The organism is Paraniabella hibiscisoli (assembly GCF_022512515.1).
Taxonomy (GTDB): Bacteria; Bacteroidota; Bacteroidia; order Chitinophagales; family Chitinophagaceae; genus Niabella; species Niabella hibiscisoli.
On record NZ_JAKWBK010000001.1, the window covers coordinates 4172946 to 4192065 of the forward strand.

The 19120-nt window shown below is 39.9% G+C and carries 26 protein-coding genes and 1 pseudogene; 17 read left to right on the plus strand and 10 right to left on the minus strand.

Annotation, left to right across the window (positions count from 1 at the left end):
- Nucleotides 1-7 precede the first annotated feature (7 nt).
- From MKP07_RS25755 to MKP07_RS25770, 5 genes and pseudogenes are all read left to right on the plus strand, one after another.
- On the plus strand, nucleotides 8-493 hold the full coding sequence (locus MKP07_RS25755; protein WP_240850059.1) for a RagB/SusD family nutrient uptake outer membrane protein: 486 nt from the start codon (nucleotides 8-10) through the stop codon (nucleotides 491-493).
- A pseudogene (locus MKP07_RS42955) lies at nucleotides 490-627 on the plus strand (hypothetical protein); the annotation flags it as partial. The gene MKP07_RS25755 and the pseudogene MKP07_RS42955, both read left to right, overlap by 4 nt.
- A gap of 3 nt (nucleotides 628-630) precedes the next feature.
- The gene (locus MKP07_RS25760; protein WP_240850061.1) at nucleotides 631-768 is read left to right on the plus strand and encodes a hypothetical protein; all 138 of its coding nucleotides are present in this window, start codon (nucleotides 631-633) and stop codon (nucleotides 766-768) included.
- Between the two features lie 2 nt (nucleotides 769-770).
- Nucleotides 771-1820 carry a RagB/SusD family nutrient uptake outer membrane protein gene (locus tag MKP07_RS25765; protein WP_240850063.1) on the plus strand — a complete coding sequence of 350 codons (1050 nt, stop codon included), beginning with the start codon at nucleotides 771-773 and terminating at the stop codon, nucleotides 1818-1820.
- Between the two features lie 128 nt (nucleotides 1821-1948).
- Nucleotides 1949-2395 carry a DUF5018-related domain-containing protein gene (locus MKP07_RS25770; protein WP_240850064.1) on the plus strand — a complete coding sequence of 149 codons (447 nt, stop codon included), beginning with the start codon at nucleotides 1949-1951 and terminating at the stop codon, nucleotides 2393-2395.
- Nucleotides 2396-2443: 48 nt separating this feature from the next.
- Here MKP07_RS25770 and MKP07_RS25775 read toward each other — a convergent pair whose 3' ends face one another.
- From MKP07_RS25775 to MKP07_RS25785, 3 genes are all read right to left on the minus strand, one after another.
- Complete coding sequence (locus tag MKP07_RS25775) at nucleotides 2444-3481, minus strand: metallophosphoesterase family protein (protein ID WP_240850065.1); 1038 nt, start codon at nucleotides 3479-3481, stop codon at nucleotides 2444-2446.
- A 421-nt stretch (nucleotides 3482-3902) separates the two neighbouring features.
- Nucleotides 3903-4151: a DUF4421 domain-containing protein gene (locus tag MKP07_RS25780; RefSeq protein ID WP_240850066.1), complete on the minus strand. Its 249-nt coding sequence runs from the start codon at nucleotides 4149-4151 to the stop codon at nucleotides 3903-3905.
- Nucleotides 4152-4206: 55 nt separating this feature from the next.
- Nucleotides 4207-4932, minus strand: a complete 726-nt coding sequence (locus MKP07_RS25785; RefSeq protein ID WP_240850067.1) for a DUF4421 family protein — start codon at nucleotides 4930-4932, stop codon at nucleotides 4207-4209.
- A 187-nt stretch (nucleotides 4933-5119) separates the two neighbouring features.
- Here MKP07_RS25785 and MKP07_RS25790 point away from each other — a divergent pair, with 187 nt between their 5' ends.
- The 3 genes from MKP07_RS25790 to MKP07_RS25800 all read left to right on the plus strand — a co-directional run bounded on the left by MKP07_RS25790 (nucleotide 5120) and on the right by MKP07_RS25800 (nucleotide 7571).
- Complete coding sequence (locus MKP07_RS25790) at nucleotides 5120-6175, plus strand: PCMD domain-containing protein (protein WP_240850068.1); 1056 nt, start codon at nucleotides 5120-5122, stop codon at nucleotides 6173-6175.
- A 47-nt stretch (nucleotides 6176-6222) separates the two neighbouring features.
- Nucleotides 6223-6816 (plus strand): porin family protein, encoded by a 594-nt coding sequence (locus tag MKP07_RS25795; RefSeq protein WP_240850069.1) that lies wholly within the window; start codon nucleotides 6223-6225, stop codon nucleotides 6814-6816.
- Nucleotides 6817-6959: 143 nt separating this feature from the next.
- Nucleotides 6960-7571 carry a hypothetical protein gene (locus MKP07_RS25800; protein ID WP_240850072.1) on the plus strand — a complete coding sequence of 204 codons (612 nt, stop codon included), beginning with the start codon at nucleotides 6960-6962 and terminating at the stop codon, nucleotides 7569-7571.
- A gap of 11 nt (nucleotides 7572-7582) precedes the next feature.
- On the opposite strand, the gene MKP07_RS41415 is transcribed toward MKP07_RS25800, so the two are convergent.
- Together MKP07_RS41415 and MKP07_RS25810 are read right to left on the minus strand one after the other, a co-directional pair.
- A complete protein-coding gene (locus MKP07_RS41415; protein ID WP_240850074.1) occupies nucleotides 7583-9430 on the minus strand; it encodes a mechanosensitive ion channel family protein in 1848 nt (615 codons plus the stop codon).
- Between the two features lie 23 nt (nucleotides 9431-9453).
- Nucleotides 9454-9948: a hypothetical protein gene (locus MKP07_RS25810; RefSeq protein WP_240850076.1), complete on the minus strand. Its 495-nt coding sequence runs from the start codon at nucleotides 9946-9948 to the stop codon at nucleotides 9454-9456.
- A 558-nt stretch (nucleotides 9949-10506) separates the two neighbouring features.
- Between MKP07_RS25810 and MKP07_RS25815 the strand changes: the two genes are divergently transcribed.
- Nucleotides 10507-11136 (plus strand): hypothetical protein, encoded by a 630-nt coding sequence (locus MKP07_RS25815; protein WP_240850078.1) that lies wholly within the window; start codon nucleotides 10507-10509, stop codon nucleotides 11134-11136.
- Nucleotides 11137-11320: 184 nt separating this feature from the next.
- Here the strand turns inward: MKP07_RS25815 and MKP07_RS25820 are convergent, their stop codons facing one another.
- On the minus strand, nucleotides 11321-11602 hold the full coding sequence (locus MKP07_RS25820; protein ID WP_240850080.1) for a hypothetical protein: 282 nt from the start codon (nucleotides 11600-11602) through the stop codon (nucleotides 11321-11323).
- Between the two features lie 342 nt (nucleotides 11603-11944).
- Between MKP07_RS25820 and MKP07_RS25825 the strand changes: the two genes are divergently transcribed.
- The 8 genes from MKP07_RS25825 to MKP07_RS25860 all read left to right on the plus strand — a co-directional run bounded on the left by MKP07_RS25825 (nucleotide 11945) and on the right by MKP07_RS25860 (nucleotide 16166).
- Nucleotides 11945-12190, plus strand: a complete 246-nt coding sequence (locus MKP07_RS25825) for a hypothetical protein (protein WP_240850082.1) — start codon at nucleotides 11945-11947, stop codon at nucleotides 12188-12190.
- Between the two features lie 30 nt (nucleotides 12191-12220).
- Nucleotides 12221-12955 (plus strand): ATP-binding protein, encoded by a 735-nt coding sequence (locus MKP07_RS25830; RefSeq protein WP_240850083.1) that lies wholly within the window; start codon nucleotides 12221-12223, stop codon nucleotides 12953-12955.
- A 92-nt stretch (nucleotides 12956-13047) separates the two neighbouring features.
- Nucleotides 13048-13449: a hypothetical protein gene (locus MKP07_RS25835; protein WP_240850084.1), complete on the plus strand. Its 402-nt coding sequence runs from the start codon at nucleotides 13048-13050 to the stop codon at nucleotides 13447-13449.
- The gene (locus MKP07_RS25840) at nucleotides 13443-14402 is read left to right on the plus strand and encodes a calcium:proton antiporter (RefSeq protein WP_240850085.1); all 960 of its coding nucleotides are present in this window, start codon (nucleotides 13443-13445) and stop codon (nucleotides 14400-14402) included. Before MKP07_RS25835 ends, MKP07_RS25840 begins: the two co-directional genes overlap by 7 nt.
- A 185-nt stretch (nucleotides 14403-14587) precedes the next feature.
- Entirely contained in the window at nucleotides 14588-15055 is a 468-nt protein-coding gene (locus MKP07_RS25845; RefSeq protein ID WP_240850086.1) for a helix-turn-helix domain-containing protein, read from the plus strand.
- A 94-nt stretch (nucleotides 15056-15149) separates the two neighbouring features.
- Nucleotides 15150-15392, plus strand: coding sequence for a hypothetical protein (locus tag MKP07_RS25850; protein WP_240850087.1), 243 nt, complete (start codon nucleotides 15150-15152; stop codon nucleotides 15390-15392).
- 247 nt (nucleotides 15393-15639) lie between these two features.
- Nucleotides 15640-15852 (plus strand): hypothetical protein, encoded by a 213-nt coding sequence (locus MKP07_RS25855; RefSeq protein ID WP_240850089.1) that lies wholly within the window; start codon nucleotides 15640-15642, stop codon nucleotides 15850-15852.
- A gap of 122 nt (nucleotides 15853-15974) precedes the next feature.
- Entirely contained in the window at nucleotides 15975-16166 is a 192-nt protein-coding gene (locus MKP07_RS25860) for a hypothetical protein (protein ID WP_240850091.1), read from the plus strand.
- Nucleotides 16167-17241: 1075 nt separating this feature from the next.
- Here MKP07_RS25860 and MKP07_RS25865 read toward each other — a convergent pair.
- From MKP07_RS25865 to MKP07_RS39575, 4 genes are all read right to left on the minus strand, one after another.
- A complete protein-coding gene (locus MKP07_RS25865) occupies nucleotides 17242-17454 on the minus strand; it encodes a hypothetical protein (RefSeq protein ID WP_240850093.1) in 213 nt (70 codons plus the stop codon).
- Nucleotides 17455-17685: 231 nt separating this feature from the next.
- Nucleotides 17686-18042, minus strand: a complete 357-nt coding sequence (locus MKP07_RS42960; protein ID WP_394803602.1) for a DEAD/DEAH box helicase — start codon at nucleotides 18040-18042, stop codon at nucleotides 17686-17688.
- Entirely contained in the window at nucleotides 17973-18143 is a 171-nt protein-coding gene (locus tag MKP07_RS25870) for a hypothetical protein (protein ID WP_240850095.1), read from the minus strand. Before MKP07_RS25870 ends, MKP07_RS42960 begins: the two co-directional genes overlap by 70 nt.
- Nucleotides 18144-18607: 464 nt before the next feature.
- Nucleotides 18608-19096: a fatty acid desaturase family protein gene (locus MKP07_RS39575; protein WP_394803603.1), complete on the minus strand. Its 489-nt coding sequence runs from the start codon at nucleotides 19094-19096 to the stop codon at nucleotides 18608-18610.
- Nucleotides 19097-19120: the final 24 nt, after the last annotated feature.

A 19120-nucleotide genomic window follows, 5' to 3' on the forward strand; every position in this document is an offset into this window, starting at 1 on the left:
AATAAAAATGAAGTTTCTAAACTGTACCATAAAAATATTGTTCGCGGGTGTTATGTTAATGGCAGCAGGTTCTTGCTCGAAAGACTTTCTAAACCGGGAACCGCTCATATCAACCGGTCCGGAAAACCTGTTCAAAACAGCAGCGGATTTGCAAACCTATGCCAATGGCTTCTACTCTAAGCTGGCGCCCCAGTATATGGCTATGTCTAACATCAATAATGTTGGACTGGATATTGGTAGTGATTTTATGATTAGCCAGACCACCATTACGGCCGGTTTGAACATGGCAGCTTCTAACTCTATTCCTCCTGAAACCAATAGTGCCTGGACCAATGGCTATTCAGCAGTCAGAAGTGATAATTTCTTTTTGCATTATGCAAAATTGAATGCTGAAAAAAATGCTTCAACGGATCATTATATAGGGGAAGGGTATTTTTTCGAGCCTGGGATTATTTTAGCCTTCTTCGTACGTTTGGCGGTGTTCCGGTTGTAACAGATATTCTAACGGAAAAGGATGATCAGGAGCTGTATAAGCCCAGGGCAAGTCGTTATGAGGTAGCCAGGCAAATTATCAGTGATCTGGATTCGGCAATAGCTAAATTACAATGGAAAGGAACTGCGGAAGGCGCTGTGTCGGGCCGTATTACAAAAGATGCAGCTTTGGCTTTAAAAGTACGTGTAGCACTTTTTGAAGGAACCTGGGAATACTATCATGGTAAAAAAATACGCCCTTTGCAGTATCCGGCAAGGATGGGCTTGATTTTATAGCTTTGATTGAGCCCGCGGCCAATGAGCTCATCACCCGCTACGGTTCGCGGATTTTTACCAACCTGGGAGACAAGTCGATGGCCTATAACCAGCTATTTGCTCAAAAAGACGCCAGTACTACAGATGGCGCAATTTTATACAAGGTGTATGATGCGTCAAAGCTGCCTGAAAGCCATAATTTCTTCTGGAAAATAATAGACCTGGGGGCTTCGATCACCGATCACCTGGTAGATATGTACCTCAAAACAGACGGTTCGCAACAAGCCGTTACAGATTCTCTGAGTGTATTGAGCCGCACGCTTGATCCCCGGTTTAAGCAAACTGTATGGACTTCCGACAGGGGGCCTTTTAACAAACTGCCTGGAAGGGGAGGCGACCATGTACCATTCCGGTATCCACTTATAGCGTTGGCAGGTTCGTATACCGAAGGGTTCACCTCTACAGGATATAGGAATTTTAAAGGCGCTGTACTGGCACAGGAATATCGGAAAGGTGAAACTGACGACATTCTGATAAGATATGAGGAAGTATTATTGTCTCTGGCCGAAGCCAAGGCCATATTAGGGACGCTTACTCAGGCTGATCTTGATAAAACTGTTAATGTTATCCGGGACCGGGCGGGTATGTTCCCCATGTTGCTGAATGCCGGAGCAGGGTTTACTTATCGTGAAGATCTGGGCTTTGACAGGTCGGAAATGCCGCTTATAAACGAAATAAGAAGAGAGCGAAACGTAGAGTTTGCTTTGGAAGGATTCAGGTTGAATGATATAAAAAGATGGGCTGTATATGATAAAGTTATTAACGGATTTCAACCCAAAGGTGCATTACTGCAGGAATTTTTAGGCTATTACAACAGGACGGCAGAACAGGAAGCGCTGGATAAAGGTGCTGATCCCTCAAAGTACAGCCAGATCAAAAAGGATGGATATAGTCTTTTTGAGACAGTAATCAGGCTAACAGTAGGCAATAATGTGAACAGCTTTCCCGATGGCAGAATTAATCCGTATTTCAGAACTGCAGAATTCAGGCCTGGGGAGGAGTTTTTTTATTGAGCCCGGAAGAGATTATTTGTCCGGCATACCATTACAACAGGTAACCCTGTACGAATCCAAGGGTGCTAAACTGGATCAGAATCCGGGATGGAGATAAATAAAAATTACTACATATTAAAAACAACATTATGAAAATGAATAAATGGTCAGCAGTACTATTCACTTTGGTGGTTACCACATTTATCGCTTGTATAAAGCCACGGGTGGAGTTGGATGACACTGTATGGGGCGATAAGGCTTATATAACCTCAGCTGTATTATTCAGATATGATACTGTTAGAAACCAGATGGGCTATGATCAGCCTGTTACCGGTTATCAAAACGTAGCAGTTGCCACTAACACCAATCTGGTTAGCCGCGAAAATGCAACTTTAACAATCGTGGCGGTCAGAGGCACTAATATAAAGCAAATAGGTATAAGGTTTTCGCATTTTGCTAAATTGATCGAACCGTTAAACGGAGCTCCCCAGGCAGGTACGGTCAGTGATTTTTCGCAGGGCCCATATAAGTATCGCCTTACTTCTGCCGACGGTACGGTTAGAGAATGGACCTTGAATATTTCAGTGGCGCCATAATATATCAGCTTAAATAGTAAAGGTCATCCATAGCAGATGACCTTTATTTTATAAAAATGTAGCATAACGTATATCAGGAGCTGATGAAATACGATCCTTATATTTTTTAAAACTTCGCCTGCCAATGTAAGGAACAATATTATCTTCCTTTAGCTGCAGGTCATCAATTTTATAGCCAAGTTCCGATGGAGACTTTCCCTGCCATTTGCTTTTTTTTCCTTCAATAGAAATTATTCTCTTCCCCGGGTTTATGGTCAGCCTGGTAAATAAGGCTTCCTGGTAGGGAAAAGTATAAGCTATCCAGGGATGAGTTTCATGAATCGACTTTGAATAGCTTTCATGTTTGTATGGATCGCCAGCCCAAAAATAAGAAGCAGAATTGATATGAATATAGTTGACGTTATCTACCAGGTATGCTCCGTCTATATGCGTATGACCATTGATAGCGAGAAGGATCTTATCGCTAAATTGACCAAGCACTCCCTGCAAAACATCGGCATTGTCGATAGCGATCGGGCCAGCCAGAGGTTGATGCGAAACTACAATAACCGGCTCCTTCGTTTCTGAGAGTTGGTCCTTTAACCAGCTTACTTGCTGCTTGCCGATATAGGAAGGGTATCCTGATTTATGTATTGGAGATCCTTTTTCATTACCATCAAGAATAATGAACCGTATTCCCCGGACGCTTTTCGAATAATAGCGGTCAGGCATTCCCCACATGCTCATCGTTTGCTGTTGTGTAAACCCTCCATCAGTATCGTGATTACCCAGAACATGCAATGATTGGGCGTGCGCCTTATTGAACTGGCTTATTATATCCCGGTTAGCTTCTTTGGGAACAGCAAAGTCTCCCATTTGTAATAAGGCGTCAGGTTTAAAACGACGTGCAGCATCCAGAAATGCCGAAAGCCTTGCGGGGGCGTCATGCATAATATCCTGGTGCAGATCGGTTATAACTGCTACCTCAATTTTATCCGTTAACAGATCGCTCAGGTGAACCGGCATGCTCAGTGCAATTCCTGCCTTCATAGATGACTCAAGAAATTGCCTCCGGTTAATATGGGAATCTTTTTTACTATTTTTCATTTTTCGAATTTTACAAACCAATGTGGGTAACCCGGTAAGGTCAATACAGGTATTCCAAAAGATAGCAACACCTTAATTTTTTGAAAAATGCTTTTCAATCCGTACACACTATTCCTGGGTTTTCCTGCCGGTTATATTGCATATCCCGGAACAATAGCTTAACCTTTAGCTGCTCAATAAGGTTTAGATACCTGCTCAAAATATTGTTTTAATGTTTGATGAAGGTTGAAAGACCGATCAAAAATGGAATTGCCCGTCAAGTTAAGATAATTTCTTTTAAAGAACTATTATTTCTTATAGAGAAACTTATAAGCAGGTTTTTAAAAATTCGGGATGCCGGATAGAGAATGGTAAAGCGGTAGTTTCAATATTATTGTTTGGGGTGCAATGCGGGCTTTAATATTGGATTTGTCAAATTATCCTATCTGGACTTTAAAAGCTTTTGCTGGAGTTGATCGATCTTCTGATCTGAGCGGAGCATTAGACTTCTCAAAATGGCGGGCGCCTGAATCCTGTAGCCAATGGTTATATGACCCATCACACGGTCGTCGGTACTGATCAGGGAAGTGTGGGCCTGCCTGAAGCTGCTACCCGTTGCTCTGGCATAAATACCTCCGAAGAACCGTTCGCCGTTATAACCCATGCCAATTGTACCGTCTAAACGGATCACCCCGTTTCGTTGATACCCTCTGGTTGAACCGGTTTGCGACCGATTTTCGATGGTACTAAAAACGATCCCCCTGCCAGGGTAAGCCCACCTGAAACATAGAATGTCTTCTTATGTACCCAGCTAAAATAATAGCCGGGCCCCAACAATAATTCAAGGTTGCGTGCTTTTTGCGTTTGTCTTCCCGGAGCAAGGGGGAGCGATCATCACTAATAGAATAACGGTAATTGAACATGGGAATGAAGCTTCCGGCGCTTAAAAGTTGCCGCTCTGTTTGCGCTATAACTGCATTAGGGGAAAAACGATTATTGAAACTGTACGCAGTAGATCCGTAAAACTGTTTGAAAATAAGCTCTGGAAACTGTATATAGGGCATGCCGCTACGCCAGGAAGGATGGTAGTCTGCCGTATTTTCTAAATAGTAACCTTTAGTGCGACTGTAAAAAGCCGATTGTTGCCAATGCTTCCGGTTTAAGTTCATGCCTATACTCCTTAGTTTTGAGGAACCTTTAGTGTAATCGCTGTTTTTTTCCTGCAGGAGTGGTGGCGCAATACTGAAACCAAAAGAAAGGTATCGGTAGCTGAAATTAAACCTGGTGGTTAGTTTTGCATTGGGCCGAAGCATAATTTTGCCAGATCCGCTATTCACCGAAAGTGCCTCAATATCATCACTTATATTAACCTTAAATGTCACAAGGCTGTCAAAGTGCTGTATGGGATCGGCCACATGTAGCGACCCTGCCTCCGTTACCTGGCTAAACAGTGGCTTTATATAAAATAACAAAATAGCAGTAAACAAAATGCTAGGCGTGGTAAGCTTCATGAAACTAAACTATGAAAAACAGCGGATTTTATTTAAATTTGTAATGACTCTAAACCTTTAAATCGAAGCAGCCGGTCTTCCAATCTCTTATAATTAGTGAGACCGGTATTCTTATGAAAAATTATAAAATTATCTTCCGATACTATTTATGCCTTTGGGGACGGCATTTACATTAATGGTGTCATCCGTGTCATCATGCATCAGGCAAGCTCCTTTAAATCCCGAGGCTGATATTGAAGTATTTGAATTAAGCAATGGAGATATGACTGGTAAAACGGTGATTGACCAGGTTAACCGGAAAATTCAGTTGTATTTGACACATGATGCTTTTAACAGAGGTGTTGCTCCGGTTATTACCGTTTCTGCCGGGGCTCATATTAGACCCGCTTCAGGAGATTCGATTCGTCCCCAAGATGGAGCTGTTGTTTATACGGTTGTTTCACAAAATGGGGCTAACTCAAAGCAGTATGTTGTAGAACTGGTTAACGTAGGAAACTGGAATTTTAACTTTGAAAACTGGGGACTGCAGGCGGAAGATGGGTATGAATTCCCTCTCGAAGCGGATGGGGTTGAAATATGGACTTCAGGAAACCCTGGTGTTGCATTTGCAGGTGTCGCAAAACAACCAGATGCGTACCCAACACGCTCAACAACTGAAGCTTATAGCGGTAGCAAGTCAGCCGAGTTGGTGACCATCAAAGGCACGCTGCTTTCTGAATTTGTGGGTGCTTATATATTTTCAGGATCCCTGTTCCTGGGTACGTTCAACGCTTCACAGGCTTTGGCTAATCCTTTAAAAGCCACTGAATTTGGTCAGCCCTACATCGGTCTGCCTAAAAGTTTTAAAGGGTACTATAAATATTTGCCAGGACCCGTTTTTCAGGATGAACATAAAAACCCGGTACCTGGCAGAACAGATGAGTGTGCTGTTTATGCAGTGTTGTTCGAAGGCCCCGAACGCCTCAATGCAACCAATATACATACATCAGACAAAGTAATCGCGATGGCTGCACTGACCGATGGAACGGCGAAAGCCAATTATACCGGTTTCAATATCCCATTTGTTTTTAAGAATGGAAAGGAGGTCTCTTCTAAAAACCTCATGATGGCCATTGTTGCTTCATCCAGTAAGGAGGGTGATTATTATCGCGGTGCCATAGGAAGCAGGCTGCTTCTGGATAGTTTGGTTATCATTCCTCAATAAATCATTACATGCGTCAAACATCAGTTTACATTTTAATTATATGCTTGTTGTGGAGTAGAAAACTGCATGCGCAGCAACACACAACAGCTAACTGGGAGCATCGGGTGCACATAGGATATAATATTGGTGGCTCAACGCCCATTCCGTTGCCCAGCAATATCCGGAAAATCGAAAGCTATTCGCCGGGTTTCTCGCCATCGGTTGGGTATGAAATTATAAGAAAGCCAAACGAAAAATGGAGTGTAGGTGCCGGACTGCGTGTGGAAATAAAAGGAATGAAAATAAAAGATAGTGTACAATATTTCCATACCCTGATTTCTATGAACGACGCTGAATTTGAAGGTGATTTTACCGGTTTGAATGAAACAGTTTCCAAAAATATGTACATTTCTCTGCCTGTTTTTTTGTCATTTAATGCTGGTAGCGGCTGGCATTTGAAAGGCGGATTGTATACCGGATATCTGCTCAGGCCTTATTTCAGAGGCACAGTTAGTGATGGCTATATTAGGAAAGGCAACTCTCTGGGAGAAAAGGTTGAAGTAGACAGGGCGATCTTTAATTTTGACAAAGAGCTGAACAAGTGGGATTGGGGTATTTTCGCAGGTGGCGAAAAAAATAGATCGTTATGTTGTGGCAGGTGATTTGCAATGGGGTATTCCATCCATATTTCCCGCATCTTTCAGGGGAGTGAATTTTAAAATGAAAAATGTCTTTTTTACACTTGGAGTGAAACGCCAATTGTTTAAATGACGAAAACTATCAAGGGGTCAATCAGAAAAAGAATATGAAAATATCAAGAGCTCTTATTGCATGCATGAGTATGATCATTGCAGCTTCTTCCTGTAACTCTTCTGCTGATAAAAAATCTACAGCAGGGGAAGATAGCCTGGTCGTGCTGAGCCGTCACGCAGAGGCAGATACGCCATCGGTAATTACTGTTAAGGATACTGTTCCTTCAAAAGATTCGGTAGCAATAAGGGTTGCAGACCAGTTAGGAAAAGTGCTTGTTAAAAAGGACCTGGCTTTACTTAATAGTGATGATCGCAAATTTACTTATACTGCAATAGATTTAAATGGCGATAACAAAAATGAAATATTTGTAGCTATGAAAGGAAGCTATTTTTGCGGTAACGCCGGTTGTACAGTTTACCTGTTGAACAACCATGCTGAAAAAATCAACTCTTTCACAATCGTAAATGGTCCAATCATTATCGGCCCCGGGAAAACTAAGGGGTGGAACGACCTGATCATTCCCAGTGGAGGTAAGACTTACAGGGTGAAATTCAACGGCAATGCGTATCCTTCCAATCCTTCTTTGCAACCTGAATATAACGAAACCGCTACAGCATTATCACCGCTTGTTTTGGCCGATACGCTGCCGGTACATATTTTTTAAATAATGTCTTCTTATTTCTGGTTACTTTCTGAGTGGTGAGGTGGTTGCTTTTTGATATCATTGGGATCCGAATGAATGTAAACGTCCTGTTGTGGAAATGGTATGGTAATGTTGTGAGCTTTAAAATGGGTGTCGATCAATATAAGGATGTCGCTCTTGATCTTCGATGATTCGCTGATCTGCTTTGCCCAAAGAAATAGCTGGAAGTCAACAGAGCTGCTGCTAAACTCTTTAACGAGTACCGATGGAGCAGGATGGGAGGCAATTCTGGTGTCGGTGTCTACGAGCTCCAGCAATAATGTACGCACTTTAGCCAGGTCAGTGCCGTAGGCAACGGAGATGTTTAATTCTATTCTTCTCGTATCGTCATTCAAGGTCCAATTTACCAGGTGTTCGTTCAGTAAGTCGCCATTAGGTATAATAATTTCAGCGCCGTCATAAGTGGTCATAATACTACTTCTGAAGCCGATCGATTTCATTACACCACTTCGACCTCTTATTTCTACCATATCGCCCACATTAACGGGTTTTTCAAATGAAATGATCAACCCGCTGATAAGGTTGTTGATAAGGGTTTGAAGACCGAATCCTATACCCACGCTGAGCGCGCCCACTATAATGGTAATTCTGTCCAGCGGTATGCCGGCGGCAGCAAAAGCCAGGAACAGACCAATGCTGACGATAGATATACGAATGAGCAATAGCCAGCTTCCTACGCCTTTAATGCGGTTACCCGACGAATCATGCTTATCAGATGCGAAAAATGAAACTACCTGTGATACGAGTGAAGCAATGATCAGGATGCCAAAAAACAATACGATATTTTCAATGGTAAATGAGTAGGCTCCTACGGAGCGGGGTGTTTCAAGAAAGTTTTTTACCGGGTTGGTGATTTTGTTGAAAGCATAAAAATTTCTTCCCAAAAGTATTGTCCAGCCGATAATCAAGAGAATCTTAAATATATTAGGTATATGGCTGCCTACCCGGTCGAAGTTGACATAGAAAAGGCTTCTTTCGGGCGTTTTATAGAGCTCATTGGCATACAATAATCCTTCATTGATGAGCCGGATAGTCCAGGCGAAGAGAACTCCCGTTATAATATTGAATATGCCTGTGGTAAGTAGCATTTTGGAGAGGTTATATCTGCCATAAATATTAGCCAGCGCAGATGCAAGTTCCAGTATGACTGCTATTCCTATGAAATAGATAATCCATTTTTCCTTTAGCTCCCTGTTCCTGCCCGTAACAAAAAATATCAGGAAAGTCAGGAATGCAATTAAAGAAACTAACAGCATGACCCATCGTTCCGGCCTTGAGGCCTGGAGAACCAGGTTAATACCAGAAACAATCAGAAAGAACATAAAAACCGCAAGCCAGAATGTCATCCAGTACCGGGTAATGAAGCCCCGGAATATGAACGTTAAGGCAGTGGCCGAGCATAGCCATATTATAAGGTTGAAAACAAAGGGCGGTTCCGGAAATATAAACTGGAATATGCTGATCACTATCAACATGGCAGACAATGCCGGGTATCGAAACACCAGCTGGCCTGACATATTCTGCACCAGGCGCCCGTCTTCAACCAGCTTTACCCGTAATCCTCTTAAAAACCAATAGGACAGGATGGTCAGAATAAAAAGCAGGATGAGTTTGCCCATGTTATTGCCTACGTAAAAATAAAGTGCAAGACTTCCTTTTAATACCGAGAAGCGAAGCACTTCTTTAAATGATCTTTGAAATTTTATGGAATCTCCAAGGTTGGAGAAATCTCTTTGAAAGGTTGTTGCAGACAATGCTGCCTGATAGTTCTCTATATTATCTGAAGCTGCCGAAAACTCGTTCACCATTTCATTGACCACCCGCTGAATAGTTTTTACATTCTCTATGGCTTTTTTACGATACTGTCTGCGGGAGCAATAGCCCTGGCGGCTATAATGAGTTCAGAAAAATATTGAGTGGCGTGAACTGAATCAGTAGGGGCTATAAATAGCGAACTGTCAGTAGCAAAAGAATCAATCCTGTTTCTGAAATTGAGTAGTTGCTTTGTATAAGTATCCAGTTGTGTTTTTCGCTGCAAAAGTCTTTTGTGCAATTCGTTAATGAGGATCCTGGAGGTAGCAAGGTTGCGATAAACCTGTGCACTACCGGCATTCACAAATATGCCGTCGACGCTGATTTTGTACCAATCAAGTATTTGTGCTAATTCCCGGGAAAGCCCTGCCGTGTCAACCCCGTTTTTTACAAAATCCCTTGCATTAAAAGTTTCCTTTTTAATTGCTTCCAGTATCTCCTGCCTCCTGGTAGACGACAGGTCCTGCCTGAATTCCAGGGCCGATTCCAGGATCTCCTTTTCTGCAAATCTTCGTGCCTTTTCCACTATAGAATTGCTGTCTTGAAATACACTGCTATTTCCTAATGAACTCGTATCCTGAGCTTTGGCGCAAAAAAGCTACCTGCAAAAAGAATTAAAAATAGCGGGGCATATAATGGCTTAGAATAACGGTTCAGGGGCATTTTTTTCAGTTGAGTGAAATAGTCGTAATTGTTGCGACCATAAATGTAGGCTGAGGAATTATAAGTAACAAAAATACCGTCCAAATATGAAATTTGATAGAAGGGGCTTAACGGTAATCGGAAAAATTATTTATGGGTGAAGCCTTGGGGGCTGTTGTTTGAGCATAAAATTTTGTACTTTTATAACTCTTCATAACTTCTAAACCACCCCTGTAATGAAAAAGTTTGTACTACTCACAGCCCACCTGTTGATTATCGTTTTTTCTCTTTTTCTCAAAATGCACAGAAACCTCAAAGTGACCTGATCTTAAAGATCAATGGTGATGAACTTCAGGGAAAAGTATTAGAAATTAATGATGATGAGGTAAAGTTTGCATATCAGGGTGAGACGCTGGCCTATAAAATAAAAAAGCAGGATATTTTGAAGATTGTGTATGCCAGTGGCCGTGTAGAGTTCTTTAACAAAGCTCCGTTGTCAACGGATAAGGCGTCCAGGGACCAACAAGGAGGGACAGGAATTCAGGATCATCACAACAAAGTGGCCATTTTGCCTTTTGCATACATAAAAAACAGCCAATCGGCCGGCGATGTTATGAGTTTAAAACCTCAAAATGATACGTACATGCTGCTAAGTAAACATGCAGGTGGCTTAACTATCATTGATCCCAGGACAACAAATGCCTTGCTGGCAAAAGCTGGTATTAATCGTGCAAACATGTCGGGATATACCATGGAAGAGTTATGCAATATACTCAGTGTAGAATTTATTGTAGATGGGACTATAACACAAAACCTGTCATCTAATACAACCAATGTCTCCTATAATAGCTCCAGCAAAAATGACAAAAATGACGCTAAACGTAGTACATATGAAACTACAAATGCTGTTAACAGGACAAATTATGAAACTTCTGTAGCTATAAACATTTATACCGATAAAAATAACGCTCTCTTTACAGAAGAGCGAAAAGCCCTGTTCGTGCAAAATGAAGGAGATTATGATAGTCCGCTGCAATACCTGTTAAAAAGATGTCCATTGTACAAAAAATAGGTATTGCCATTAAAATCTGGCTTATAGAAAAGCGGTCTGTTTCCATAGTTTACTGGTTCCCTGCTTCTTTCGCTCTGCGGGCGTAAAGCGTAACAATTGTTGAAAGAAAAAGAGATGATAAGCCCTGGAACCTGAGGATTATGCATAACTTCAGAACCCGCAACTGCACGCAACATGAATTTATCTATACTTCCACCCACCAGATCTTCTGGTCTACCAGATCATGAGACTTAATGAATAAATGATTGATATCTCCCGGAGAGGCATACATAAAGGCTGAGTGATTGATTATTAGTTCCATTACATTGGTGTTCGCATTAATAGATATTATTTGGAAGGAGTGAATCTGATCGACGTTGTTTTCCTTAAATTCATTTTCTGGCATTCCATCACAAGGATACCTTGTAACAGTATTTCCCTCCCTTAATAACAATAACTGTTCTGAGTCGATTTTTTGCTTTGACATATGTTGGATTTTAGGGTGAAGGGGAAGGTGATTGAAATATAAAGATGGAGTACAAAGAATATAAAGATACAATCTTTTGTATCGAATTAATACTTGTTGGCATTTGTAAACCTGAGCGATTATCCAATACGCAGTCATGAATTTTTCGTTCTGTTTGTTTCAATGTATGATAAGTCTTTGCAACTCTTTTCTTTAAATGAATTGATATAAGTCGATAGCTATGTAATGATCTTACATGTTGAAAATTAAATATGTGAAACATGTAACTTTTTTACAAAAAGATGTAATGATTTGGAGGGCTCTTTTTAAGACCTTTGCAGTATTGGGTTATAAATTAATAATATGTTCTTTCATTTTGGTATCATCGCACTTCGGTCTTTTCTGGTATCGAAAAATAATATCCCCAATCTTAAACGAGGAAGGAGAGCTGAAAATGACATTCAGTTTGAAGAAGCCATTAAGTGCTACGAAGAAGCCCTTATAGAATTAAACAGGTTCCGATATTATAAAAACTTGAAAAGGGAGATTGCTCAGAAAGTAAAGCTGCTGTATACGGTTGTTAACTATAATAGAAATGTTGGCACCTGAGCCGGTGCTCAAATCCATTAAATTAATGACATGAAAAGTACATATATGCCGACTAACATTGAAAATTCGCAGCTGGAAATAGAAAAACGCGATAATCTGACACCGATGATAATACATGAAATTAGAAATCCATTAACCAGTATTGTTCTTTCGATGCATATACTAAGATCTGAAATTTCTAATCATGATTTACTTGAGTATGTAGATATTATAGATCGTAGCTCTGAGAGAATTGATTTTCTTCTAAAGTCTCTCCTGGGTTTTCAGCATTTAGACGAGGTGGAAGTACCAAAAATGCTTGTTGGACAGATGTTGGACGAGGTGTTATCCCAGGCCGCTGATCGACTCTATTTGAAGCAGGTAAATGTTAATAAAATATATGACCAACAAAACTGTATTATGCCTTTTGATAGTGGCTCAATAATATTGGCTATTTCTAACATTGTCATTAATGCAATCGACGCTATGGAACCTGGGAGGGGCGTGTTAAGTGTGTCAACCAAGGCATTGGGGCCGCGGTACGTTATTCAAATTGAAGACAACGGCTGTGGCATGTCCAAAGATGACTTGAAAAACATTTTTACTCCTTTTTTCACAAAAAGAGCAGGGGGATTGGGACTGGGGCTGGCTAAAACTTACGATGTGCTCTGCTCCCTCCACATTCTTGTTGAAGTAGAATCTGAATTGCAAAAGGGAACCCGATTTATTTTGTCATTTGATGATCCTTCTTATCTCGTCCCCACTATATTGATGCACAAGGTGTAGCCACTTTGCAATCTACAAAGAGTTATCTCTACATTGAGCTAAAGGTTAAAGATGAATGACTAAAATGATTTTTCTCGCTCTATGAAAAAAAGATGTATCTGTTTTTCTGGACAATCATCATTCCCTTGCTATCATGGGCTGGGTATCTAGGCCATGCATTTTTCGACGGTCATATTTATTTGATCATTTTAAGCATTTTATTGGTCGGCTCCGTTCTGGCTGCTGTACATCATGCTGAAGTGATTGCCCTCAAAGTTGGAGAACCTTTCGGAACATTTCTCCTGGCTTTCGCTATTACTATCATAGAAGTCTCATTAATTGTGTCACTTATGATGGCCAGTGATACTGCTGAAACTAAAGCTCTCGCCAGGGAAACAGTGTTTGCGGCTGTCATGATCATTTTAAACGGGATAATCGGGTTATGCATATTAATCGGGGCACTACGTTTTAAAGAGCAGGTTTTTGAGCTAAAGGGGTTAGCGCAGCTTTGGTAACCCTGACAGCGATCCTGGTACTCTCGCTTATCTTGCCGAACTATACTACTAGCAGCACACAACGACACGGATATAATACGATACAATTAAGTTTTATAGCTGTACTTTGCCTGGTGGTGTATTTGGTATTTATAATGATTCAGGCCGTCAGGCACCGGTCTTATTTTTTATCGCCCGAAGAGTCGGATGATGAGAATCTCCTACCTGTTAAACCAACATTAAGGACTTCACTTATTAGTGCAGTATTACTGTTACTATGCCTTGGCGTTGTAGTTTTATTAGCCAAGACGCTGGCGCCTGCAATAGAAAAATCCGTCTTATATATTGGGGCGCCCAAATCTTTGGTAGGTGTTATCATTGCTGCAATTGTTCTTCTGCCGGAAGGCATTGCGGCTTTAAGAGCTGCCGTGAATAACAGACTGCAAACGAGTCTTAACTTAGCACTGGGCTCTGCGCTAGCCAGCATCGGGCTTACTATTCCTGCTGTTGCATTCACCTCAATTGTTGCAGGTATGCAGCTTACATTAGGTGTTGACCCTAAGGCAACGGTATTGTTACTATTATCTTTGTTTACCCTTGTTGTTTCGTTAGCAACTGGCCGAACCCATATACTACAGGGCATTATCCTGTTAGCGATATTCATACTTTACATTTTTTTATTTTCTACCCATAATAGCTTTTGTTTGTCACTGAGTTCGCCTTCTATCTCATTTATTCGTAAATGTATCTTAAAATTAGGTTTTAGTAACAGTTGGTTAAAACTCGGTACTTTAGAAAAGGGTAAGGTAACGGTAGTCTTTATTGCTTCCTGCGCTATAAACGTTACCTTTGCTTTGAAAGGTCAGACGATCATCCATGTAAAAGGTTCGGATAGTGGATTTTCTTCAACATTGATTGACAACATTATTTTTTTGTTACCCCTACTGAGATTTTTGTTAAACCGGTGCTATTGAGGCTGTAGTATATCCAAAAGATCTTTTTATTATTGTCTATTTCCTGGGATGCGACTCTGATTGATGAAAGCAATTTTAATACACCATTCATGATAATATATATCAAAAATATGGTCAGCCGAAGATGCTTGCTAAGGGTAATAGAAGAATTGAACAATCTGTCTATATCCTATACATCAGTTAAAATGGGAGCAATTGAATCAAACGCACTGATATCAAACAAAACAATCAATGATTTTAGGATTAATTTATTGAAGTGTGGTTTAGATCTATTAGAAGATAAAGAGCATATACTTGTGGAGCGAATAAAAAATGTTATCATTAACATGCTTGACAATGAAACGAGGGAACCTTTGGATACAAATGATTCTATATTTATCAGCACCGAACTTCATTATAACTATACTTACCTTGCAAATATATTTTCAAAGGTTGAAGGAGTTACTATTCAGCAATACATCATTTTAAATAAGATTGAACGGGCTAAAGAGCTATTGCGGTATAATGAACTTACATTAACCGAGATATCTTACCTTCTCCACTATAGTAGTGTAGCACATCTTTCGAATCAATTCAAGAAGACAACAGGCGTAAGTCCAAGGTCTTTTAAAAGGCAGGAGCAGCAAAGAAAATGCGAGATTTCAAATCTGTGATTCTTGTAACAGTAAAGAAGAATTTTGTAAGAAATCAAAGGTGAAGAAGTGGAACTTTACATTGTGAAAATTATTTCACAATTAAAATTATGTTATGCAAAATAAAGTTAACAAGCCAGAAGACGATTTTAAAGTGGTTGGTGATTGGGAAGCTCAATCCCGAATATTAAAAGAAAAATTCCCTCAGCTTACTAAAGCTGATCTGATATACGAAAAAGATCATGAAGCCGATTTGCTGGAAAGGATACAAAAGAGATTAAATAAAAAACGGGTAGAAGTGATTAATATTATTAGAAAGGGGTTATCAATTGGTGAGCGTAGAGTGGCAAGGCTTTAAGAGTCCTCTTCAGGCAGTAGCTTATTGCTAATAGTGAGTAGTGAATAAAGGTAGATCATTTTTCTGCCTTTATTTTTTTTGTATCGATTTAATCATAATCTATATCACATGGAGGATTATAAATTAACTACAGTTGTAAACTCGTAAAAGATGGTTGTTGCTTTCTGTGTTCAAACCATTTGTCGTTTTATAATAAACAATAACCACTATAACGGTTCTTTTTTGTATATTACAGGAAAGGAAAATAATGCGACAAGTAGATATTGTAAGATTTGGAGAACATAAGCTGAGGGATAAAGATAAATGGGCGGAATTATTAAGCGGAGAACAAATTATTATTACCGATTTCCAGATAGGATTGATTTGGAAGAGATGGGCCAATAGTAAAGGGGCCAAACGCCGGGATAACATTTGTTACAATATATTTTCGTTTTCTCAACCCGAAAAATTTGATATATAACTGTATTGGATCTGCCTTCCTTAAAAAATTGTACAACTCAAAATTTCATTGGTATTTATTATACCCATTACGATATGTAACTCTGAGTGTACCATTGGTATGCTATTTGCCTTGTTGGTAATATGGAAGTTTATTATGAAACACCTGGCTCGATCGCTGAGGCATTGGGTATGTTAACAGATGAAAAGGCGATATTTATTGATACCGAAGATGCGCTGGCTATTCTTAAACAATATCCGGCAAGATGCTATAAACTGCACTGGAACTCGCCTGTACAGGGGAGAGTAGTAATGATACCGCAAACAGGGAAATGATCAATAAAGGTCTTAATGTTATGTCGGGTGTCGCTAAAACAGATACTAAGTCCTGGCTAGAGGATTATAAGTTTAAATTGCTCGATATCAGATTTGGACTTAAAGAAGAATGTATGGTATTCAAAACTTTAATTCTTTTCTTCTCACGAGAAGCTCACCACGAGTGATTTAGCGCGGTCATGAAGGATCAGGTATTACTTCCCTGCCTTTAAGTAAAATGCTCCCGGCCTGGAGGCCACCCATGGTGATAAAAAGTTTACGGCTGAATCATCTCTAAATTCAAAGTCCGATTTTGGCAACGAGTGCTCTTCAGGCTTATTGCCTGAAATACGTAATATTTCAGAGGATTTGTGTGAGAGAATTATTTCCAGTATTGGTGAACCCGTTATTGACATGTCAGCGTAATAGCAGTTTTCTATTCCTCAAACTTAAAACGACTGCATGATGAGGCTTGTAGCGGAAACCTTAAAACTTCCATGCATCTATAACCTGGATAGATGCGCAGCAATCTTTAGGACTTGGAATAGGTTATTTACTTTAGGGCGTTCTGACTGATACTGTCCGTCCTTATTATATGATTAATTCTTTTAGGTCGTAAAGGTTCATCTTAATTTTATTATATCATGTAGCAGCATAATATTCCAATTCGCGAAAAATGTGGGCGGTGTCACTAGAATGGCTTTGAGGTAGGCGCTCGATTGAAAATAATCTCAACTAACACGGAGGGCATTTCATTTTAAAACTTAACGTGATGATATAAATTCGCAGACAAATGCGATATGCGATACCATATTATCTATTTAGTGATGATACATTTAATGGGAATAACTAGGTTTTTATGTTCACCTTTACAAAATAAGGTGACAGATTTGCCTTCTATCGAAACAATTGTATAGATTTTACTAGATGTAAAGGGAGGAAGTAGCTTTACATTGTCGCCAATTTGTAAAGGGCTCATAGACTTGTATGTTTTAATAGTTTATAGTAAATCACTGCATGTATTAATGGTTTTCAGAAAATTTAATATTATTGGTGAAAAATCGAACGGCTTCGCTAAAAACCAATTGTAAATTTTCTACAGAACTAATTTCCTGCCAGTTACAATAAAGTTTTCACTGTCATTATTATTTCCTCTATGCCAATCCCATAAATCTAGGTTTATGCTCCCTATATTACAATCCCAAAGCGCAATAGCATCTCCTGTAATAAATACATTTGATATAACTACATCCTGGCTTTTTGATGTAATTATTAATTCTGAAATTGCCGAAAATTCTGTTGTACTCATTTTGTAATTTTTTTGCTAATATTTTCACATTAGCGTATTAAAAAAGATTAGTTGCAGCGATTGAAATACACAGTTTACGGCAGCAGATAAAAGTGATGGTAATAAATCGTATTTGCGCGGTTTCTTATATCTTATGCATAAAGATAACATATATTTTCCGTATAAACTAAAGTTGCCTTTTTAAATGATCCGCTCTCAAATACCTGATTGTGGTATTCTTAAAGTACTCTCTTACATGTACAGAATTTTTTGCTCAATTAGTAAATAGGTTATAGTACCACTGGCACTTTTACCGCTGCTTGCTTTAATTGTTAAGGGATTTTTGACTATTTGATCGATCAGCATTTTTTTAGAATCTTTCGCAGTAGCTGAAAATAATACCGTTTGTTTTCGCTTATTTGTAAGCGAAACGATAGTCTTAACATCCTTGATAAAACCCATGTCTAGCATACGATCAAACTCGTCTAATATAAGTGCCTTAATTGATGAAAGGCAAATGGCATCAGGGTTTATCAGGTCTAATAACCTGCCCGGTGTTGCAATAATAAGATGATGTTTTCTGGCTGCGTGAGGTCTATCGGGAGCCACATCGGAGCCCCGATAAAACAGGCCGCGCTAAACTGCATACCTAGAGTAAGTGCTTTAAACTCATCAGCTACCTGTTGAGCCAACTCCTTTGTCGGTACCACTACCAGGCCTTCATTATTTTTGTTTTGTACCAGCTATGCTATCAACCGTATTAGAAAAGCAGCCGTCTTTCCCGTAGCTGCAACGCCCATAACATTAGCGCCTCCAATAATTGCTGGTATGGTATGATACTGTATTTTTATTGGCGAGGTCTATCCCTTGCTTTATATGTTCTGCTTCAATAACGGGTGGACCGGCATGTCTTTAAAAGACCAGGTTGCCGTAAAGCTTGCGGTTGTATTGTTAACCGGCTGTATCCCTATCATAGCTGGATCCATAGTTTTGAGCCTTGCCCTGCCGGTTTTTCCAGCATGTTGTTTATATTAGCTATTACTGTTTTTCATTATTTCTTTTACATTAATGTTGGTGTTGTTGAAAGTAGGTGTCATACAGCTTTTCTTCTGGTTACTTTAAATTCCCAAACTGACTTTAATAGAGTCTTTACGAGTTTTGAAGAGCCCATTGACTAATGAGCGCCTTTATAAGGCATAGAGCCTAGCTTGCGTAACATAGTGCCATGACTTTGAAGTGCAGAGAAAAAGGTAGGATAGCTGTAGTAGGGTATGCCAAATTCTTCAGTCGTTTTTTTAACAATCGGTGCCAGTCTTCTATAATGAACATGGGAGATGTGGGGAAACAGGTGATGTTCGATCTGGAAATTTAAACCTCCGATCAACCATGAAAACAGGCGGCTTCGCGGAGCAAAATTGCAAGTGGTAGCCAGCTGATGAACCAGCCGTTCATTTTCGAGTTTACCCGCATTGTCGGGCAATGGGAAAGAAGCGTCTGGCATAACATGCGCCGTTTGAAATACGATGGATATACAAAACCCCGTCACAAAGTGCATACTTAGGAATGCCACGATTACAATCCATGGCGCAAAGGAGGTAAGCAGAAGAGGCAATAACAGTACGTAGGAGAAATAAACCAGCTTCCAGAAAATAACCTTTAACAAAAGCCGCCGATACTCGGTATTACT

Bases quoted from the DNA above. Each gene is read 5' to 3' on its own strand.
- MKP07_RS25790 (WP_240850068.1), top strand. From the start codon at position 5,120: ATGCCTTTGGGGACGGCATTTACATTAATGGTGTCATCCGTGTCATCA.
- MKP07_RS25850 (WP_240850087.1), top strand. From the start codon at position 15,150: ATGCAAAATAAAGTTAACAAGCCAGAAGACGATTTTAAAGTGGTTGGT.
- MKP07_RS25775 (WP_240850065.1), bottom strand. From the start codon at position 3,481: ATGAAAAATAGTAAAAAAGATTCCCATATTAACCGGAGGCAATTTCTT.
- MKP07_RS25825 (WP_240850082.1), top strand. From the start codon at position 11,945: ATGTTCTTTCATTTTGGTATCATCGCACTTCGGTCTTTTCTGGTATCG.
- MKP07_RS25800 (WP_240850072.1), top strand. From the start codon at position 6,960: ATGAAAATATCAAGAGCTCTTATTGCATGCATGAGTATGATCATTGCA.
- MKP07_RS25770 (WP_240850064.1), top strand. From the start codon at position 1,949: ATGAAAATGAATAAATGGTCAGCAGTACTATTCACTTTGGTGGTTACC.
- MKP07_RS25860 (WP_240850091.1), top strand. From the start codon at position 15,975: ATGGAAGTTTATTATGAAACACCTGGCTCGATCGCTGAGGCATTGGGT.
- MKP07_RS25830 (WP_240850083.1), top strand. From the start codon at position 12,221: ATGAAAAGTACATATATGCCGACTAACATTGAAAATTCGCAGCTGGAA.
- MKP07_RS25820 (WP_240850080.1), bottom strand. From the start codon at position 11,602: ATGTCAAAGCAAAAAATCGACTCAGAACAGTTATTGTTATTAAGGGAG.
- MKP07_RS25855 (WP_240850089.1), top strand. From the start codon at position 15,640: ATGCGACAAGTAGATATTGTAAGATTTGGAGAACATAAGCTGAGGGAT.
- MKP07_RS25755 (WP_240850059.1), top strand. From the start codon at position 8: ATGAAGTTTCTAAACTGTACCATAAAAATATTGTTCGCGGGTGTTATG.
- MKP07_RS25835 (WP_240850084.1), top strand. From the start codon at position 13,048: ATGTATCTGTTTTTCTGGACAATCATCATTCCCTTGCTATCATGGGCT.
- MKP07_RS25845 (WP_240850086.1), top strand. From the start codon at position 14,588: ATGGGAGCAATTGAATCAAACGCACTGATATCAAACAAAACAATCAAT.
- MKP07_RS25865 (WP_240850093.1), bottom strand. From the start codon at position 17,454: ATGAGTACAACAGAATTTTCGGCAATTTCAGAATTAATAATTACATCA.